This is a genomic window from Streptomyces cahuitamycinicus (assembly GCF_002891435.1).
GTDB lineage: Bacteria > Actinomycetota > Actinomycetes > Streptomycetales > Streptomycetaceae > Streptomyces > Streptomyces cahuitamycinicus.
This window is the reverse complement of record NZ_POUC01000520.1, coordinates 1-4,895: the sequence shown is the minus strand read 5'-3', so window position 1 is coordinate 4,895 and position 4,895 is coordinate 1. Positions and strand designations below refer to the sequence as shown.

The window sequence follows — 4,895 nt, the reverse complement described above, 5'->3', positions numbered from 1 at the left end:
GTTCGTCGGCAGCGTCAGATGTGTATAAGAGCCAGCCCCGCACACCGCCCGAGCCGGTCCCGGACGGCCCGCCGGTCCCCGACGACACCCTCCTGTCGGCCGCGCTGCGCGCCATCCGGGCCGGTGATCTCGCCTCCACCACCCCGCGCAAGCCCGGCTCCGCCCCGGCGGCCGCCGGCGAGCTGCCCCGTACCGGTGCCGCCGAGACCCTCGCCACCATGCAGGCCGCCGTTCTCACCGGCGAGGCCCTGTGGATCGGCTACGTCAACGCCGAGGGAGCCGCCAGCCAGCGGGTCATCGCCCCGGTCCGCGTCGAGGGCGGCTTCGTCACGGCGTACGACCACACCGCGGACGAGGTCCGTACGTATCCGCTGCACCGGATCACCGGGGTCGCGGAGCTCGCCGACGACGCGGGCTGACGGCGGCTCGCGGCCCGGAGGGGTGATCGTCGCGAGCGGCCGGCTCCGCGTCGAGCCGGCCGGCGGCCCGGGCATCGCAGAGCCGGGCGGCCCAACGGCGGTCGCGAACAGTGCCCGGTGCGACCGGATGCGCAGATCACACCGCCCGACGCGGCCACCTGACGCGGTTGATCAGGCACACTGGACGTTTGGCCGAGGCGTCGCACTGTCGAGCCGTCCGAGCCCTCCGGCCGTAGAAAGGGTGCCGCGCGTGAATGGTCCGCTGATCGTCCAGTCCGACAAGACCCTGCTCCTGGAAGTCGACCACGAGCAGGCCGACGACTGCCGCCGGTCCATCGCCCCGTTCGCGGAACTGGAGCGGGCGCCGGAGCACATCCACACCTACCGCGTGACCCCGCTGGGCCTGTGGAACGCCCGCGCGGCGGGGCATGACGCCGAGCAGGTCGTGGACGCGCTCGTGCAGTACAGCCGCTATCCCGTACCGCACGCGCTGCTCGTCGACGTCGCCGAGACGATGGACCGCTACGGCCGTCTCACCCTGTCCAAGCATCCGACCCACGGCCTGGTCCTGACCACCACCGACCGCCCGGTGCTGGAGGAGATTCTGCGGTCGAAGCGGATCGCGCCGCTGGTCAGCACCCGTATCGACCCGGACACGGTCGTCGTGCACCCCTCCGAGCGCGGCCAGATCAAGCAGACGCTGCTGAAACTGGGCTGGCCCGCCGAGGACCTCGCCGGGTACGTCGACGGCGAGGCGCACGAGATCGAGCTGGCCGAGGACGGCTGGGCGCTCCGGCCGTACCAGAAGCAGGCCGTCGAGAACTTCTGGCACGGCGGTTCGGGCGTCGTCGTCCTGCCCTGCGGCGCCGGGAAGACCCTGGTCGGCGCCGGGTCGATGGCGCAGGCGAAGTCGACCACCCTCATCCTCGTCACGAACACCGTCTCGGCCCGGCAGTGGAAGCACGAGCTGGTGAAGCGCACGTCGCTCACCGAGGACGAGATCGGCGAGTACAGCGGGACGAAGAAGGAGATCCGGCCCGTCACGATCGCCACGTACCAGGTGCTGACGACCCGGCGGAAGGGCGTCTACCCGCACCTGGAGCTGTTCGACTCGCGGGACTGGGGTCTGATCGTCTACGACGAGGTGCACCTGCTGCCCGCGCCGGTCTTCAAGTTCACCGCCGACCTCCAGGCGCGCCGGCGGCTCGGCCTGACCGCCACCCTGGTGCGTGAGGACGGCCGCGAGTCGGACGTGTTCTCCCTGATCGGTCCGAAGCGGTTCGACGCGCCGTGGAAGGAGATCGAGGCGCAGGGCTACATCGCGCCCGCCGACTGCGTGGAGGTCCGGGTCAATCTGACGGACTCCGAGCGGCTCGCGTACGCCACGGCCGAGACGGAGGAGAAGTACCGCTTCTGTGCGACCACCGCGACCAAGCGGAAGGTCACCGAGGCCATCGTCCGCCGTTTCGCGGGGCAGCAGATCCTCGTCATCGGCCAGTACATCGACCAGCTCGACGAACTCGGCGAGCACCTCGGGGCGCCCGTGATCAAGGGTGAGACGTCGAACGCGCAGCGGGAGAAGCTCTTCGGCGCCTTCCGGGAGGGCGAGATCAGCGTGCTCGTCGTGTCGAAGGTCGCGAACTTCTCGATCGACCTGCCCGAGGCGACGGTCGCCATCCAGGTCTCGGGCACCTTCGGCTCACGGCAGGAGGAGGCCCAGCGCCTCGGCCGGGTCCTGCGCCCCAAGTCCGACGGCCATCAGGCGCACTTCTACTCGGTGGTCGCCCGGGACACCATCGACCAGGACTTCGCCGCTCACCGCCAGCGCTTCCTGGCGGAGCAGGGCTACGCGTACCGGATCATGGACGCGGACGAGCTGCTGACGGAGAGCTGACGGGCCGGTCCGCTCACTTGCGGCGGACCACGCCGACTTCCTCTCCGTACTGACCGAGGACGACCACGTCGAAGGCGGCGCCCGCGAAGACCTTGACGGCGCGCAGGGCATCGCCGAGGCGGTGGCGGTGGCTGCCTGCCACGGCGGTGGCGCCGGGCGGGCGGCCCGGTGCCGGGGCGGGGAAGATGGTTGCTGCGCTCATATCTCCATGGTGCGTTTTCGTCCGTAAAGCCCGCGTCGGTCTCGGGACCGAACCTTCCGGCGGCCGGTATACGCCCCTGGGGTGACCCGGCCCCTCAGGGAGGAGGGCTCCCTCCCCTAGGGGACGAGGGGCGGAGCGGACGAGGGGACGAGGGGACAGGGAGTGAAAAACCGTTCGCGGCCGGCATCCCCGCTCCTCTAAGATCTCCGCTCTTGCCCGCCTCCGCCACGGAGTGCCGCCGACCGGACGGAAACCGGCCGGTATCTCACCGCCCACTCTTCAGCAGGTCCCTCCGGAGGCACCCCCTTGTCCACGCCCGTCGACGACCCGCTCGCGCGTGAGCGCTCCCACCTCTCCGCGTCCCGTTCCGCCCTGCGTGCCATGCGCGAGGGCGTCGAGGCCCTCGACATCAGTGACGTCACCGCGAACTGGGTCAACGCCGAGGCGCTGGCCCACCAGATCGAGAAGCGCATCAAGGCCCTCGCCGACCTCAGCGGCACCCCGCTGTTCTTCGGCCGGCTCGACTACCTGCACGCCCCCGGCGCCGAAGAGGCGGAGGGCGCGGCAGGGGAGCGCTTCTACATCGGCCGACGGCATGTGCACGACCACGACGGCGACCCCATGGTCATCGACTGGCGCGCGCCGGTCTCGCAGCCCTTCTACCGGGCCTCCAAGAACAACCCCATGGACATCGCGCTGCGCCGCCGCTTCGGCTACACGGGCGGCGACCTCACGGCGTACGAGGACGAGCACCTCTCCGACCCGGGTGAGGCGGCCCGGACCAGCAAGCTGCTCCAGCAGGAGATCGAGCGGCCGCGTGTCGGCCCGATGCGGGACATCGTCGCGACGATCCAGCCCGAGCAGGACGAGATCGTCCGGTCCGGCCTCTCCGGCACGGTGTGCGTGCAGGGCGGCCCGGGCACCGGGAAGACCGCCGTCGGCCTGCACCGGGTCGCCTACCTCCTCTACGCCCACCGCGAGCGGCTCGCCCGCACCGGCACGCTGGTCATCGGCCCGAACCGGTCGTTCCTCCACTACATCGAGCAAGTCCTGCCCGCACTGGGCGAGTTGGCCGTCCAGCAGGCCACCGTCGACGATCTCGTCGCCCACGTCGAGATCAAGGGCACGGACGACGCGACGGCCGCCGTCGTCAAGGGTGACGCCCGGCTGGCGCAGGTGCTGCGCAGAGCCCTCTACTCGCACGTCACGATGCCCACCGAGCCGGTCGTGGTCGTGCGCGGCTCCCGCCGCTGGCGGGTCCCGGCCTACGAACTGGAAGAGCTCGTCCGCGAGTTGCTCGACCGCGACATCCGCTACGGCGCCGCCCGCGAGGCCCTGCCGCAGCGCATCGCGCACGCCGTGCTGGTGCAGATGGAGCGGTCGGGTGAGGCGCCGGACGACCGGGTGCAGGACGCGGTGGCCCGCAACAGCGCGGTCAAGGCGGCGGTCAAGGCGGTCTGGCCGGCCGTCGACCCGGCCAAGCTGGTGCTGCGGCTGCTGTCGGACGCGGAGTTCCTCGCCGAACACGCGGCGGGGATCCTCGACGAGGAGGAGCAGAAGGCGGTGCTGTGGGCGAAACCGGCGCGCAGCGTGAAGTCGGCCAAGTGGTCACCCGCGGACGCCGTCCTGATCGACGAGGCCACCGACCTGATCCAGCGCACGCACTCGCTCGGCCATGTCGTCATCGACGAGGCGCAGGACTTCTCCCCCATGCAGTACCGGGCGGTGGGCCGCCGCTGCACCACCGGCAGCGCCACCGTCCTCGGCGACCTGGCGCAGGGCACGACACCCTGGGCGACCCGGAGCTGGCAGGAGGCACTGGAGCACCTCGGCAAGCAGGACGCCCTGGTGGAGGAACTGACGGCCGGTTTCCGTGTCCCGACGGACGTCATCACCTACGCCTCCCGGCTGCTCCCGCACATCGCCCCGGGCCTCACCCCGGTGGTGTCGATCCGCGAGAACCCGGGCCACTTCGAGGTCCGGCCGGTCTCCGGCGGCAAGGACGTGGTCGAGGCCTGCCGCGAGTCGCTGCGCCACGAGGGCTCGACGGGCCTGATCGCGGCGGACGCCCGCGTGCCCGAGCTGGCGGAGGCCCTGACGGAGGCCGGCATCCCGTACCTCGGCCCCGGCGAGGAGACCACCCAGGACACCCGCCTGACCCTGGTCCCGGCATCGCTGGCGAAGGGCCTGGAGTACGACTACGTCGTCCTGGACGACCCTCAGGCGGTAGTCGACGGCGAACCGGACGAACGCACGGGCCTGCGCCGCCTGTACGTGGCACTGACGAGGGCGGTATCGGGCCTGACGGTTACCCACACGACCCCCCTGCCGACCCAACTGGCTTAGCCCGGGGCGGGGGGGGAGGCGCCCAGCTGCGGGC

Annotated in this window: 4 protein-coding genes; 3 read left to right on the top strand and 1 reads right to left on the bottom strand. The window is 71.5% G+C overall.

Annotated features, from left to right (window positions below; genetic code table 11):
- Nucleotides 1–419, top strand: a 419-nt coding sequence (locus tag C1J00_RS48620) for a WYL domain-containing protein (RefSeq protein WP_146046340.1), incomplete at its 5' end; no start/stop codon positions are given.
- Between the two features lie 250 nt (nucleotides 420–669).
- Entirely contained in the window at nucleotides 670–2,313 is a 1,644-nt protein-coding gene (locus C1J00_RS38245) for a DNA repair helicase XPB (protein ID WP_102913498.1), read from the top strand.
- Between the two features lie 13 nt (nucleotides 2,314–2,326).
- Here the strand turns inward: C1J00_RS38245 and C1J00_RS38240 are convergent, their stop codons facing one another.
- Complete coding sequence (locus tag C1J00_RS38240) at nucleotides 2,327–2,515, bottom strand: hypothetical protein (protein WP_102913497.1); 189 nt, start codon at nucleotides 2,513–2,515, stop codon at nucleotides 2,327–2,329.
- A gap of 306 nt (nucleotides 2,516–2,821) precedes the next feature.
- Here C1J00_RS38240 and C1J00_RS38235 point away from each other — a divergent pair, with 306 nt between their 5' ends.
- Nucleotides 2,822–4,861: a HelD family protein gene (locus tag C1J00_RS38235; RefSeq protein ID WP_102913496.1), complete on the top strand. Its 2,040-nt coding sequence runs from the start codon at nucleotides 2,822–2,824 to the stop codon at nucleotides 4,859–4,861.
- The last annotated feature ends 34 nt before the right edge of the window (nucleotides 4,862–4,895 follow it).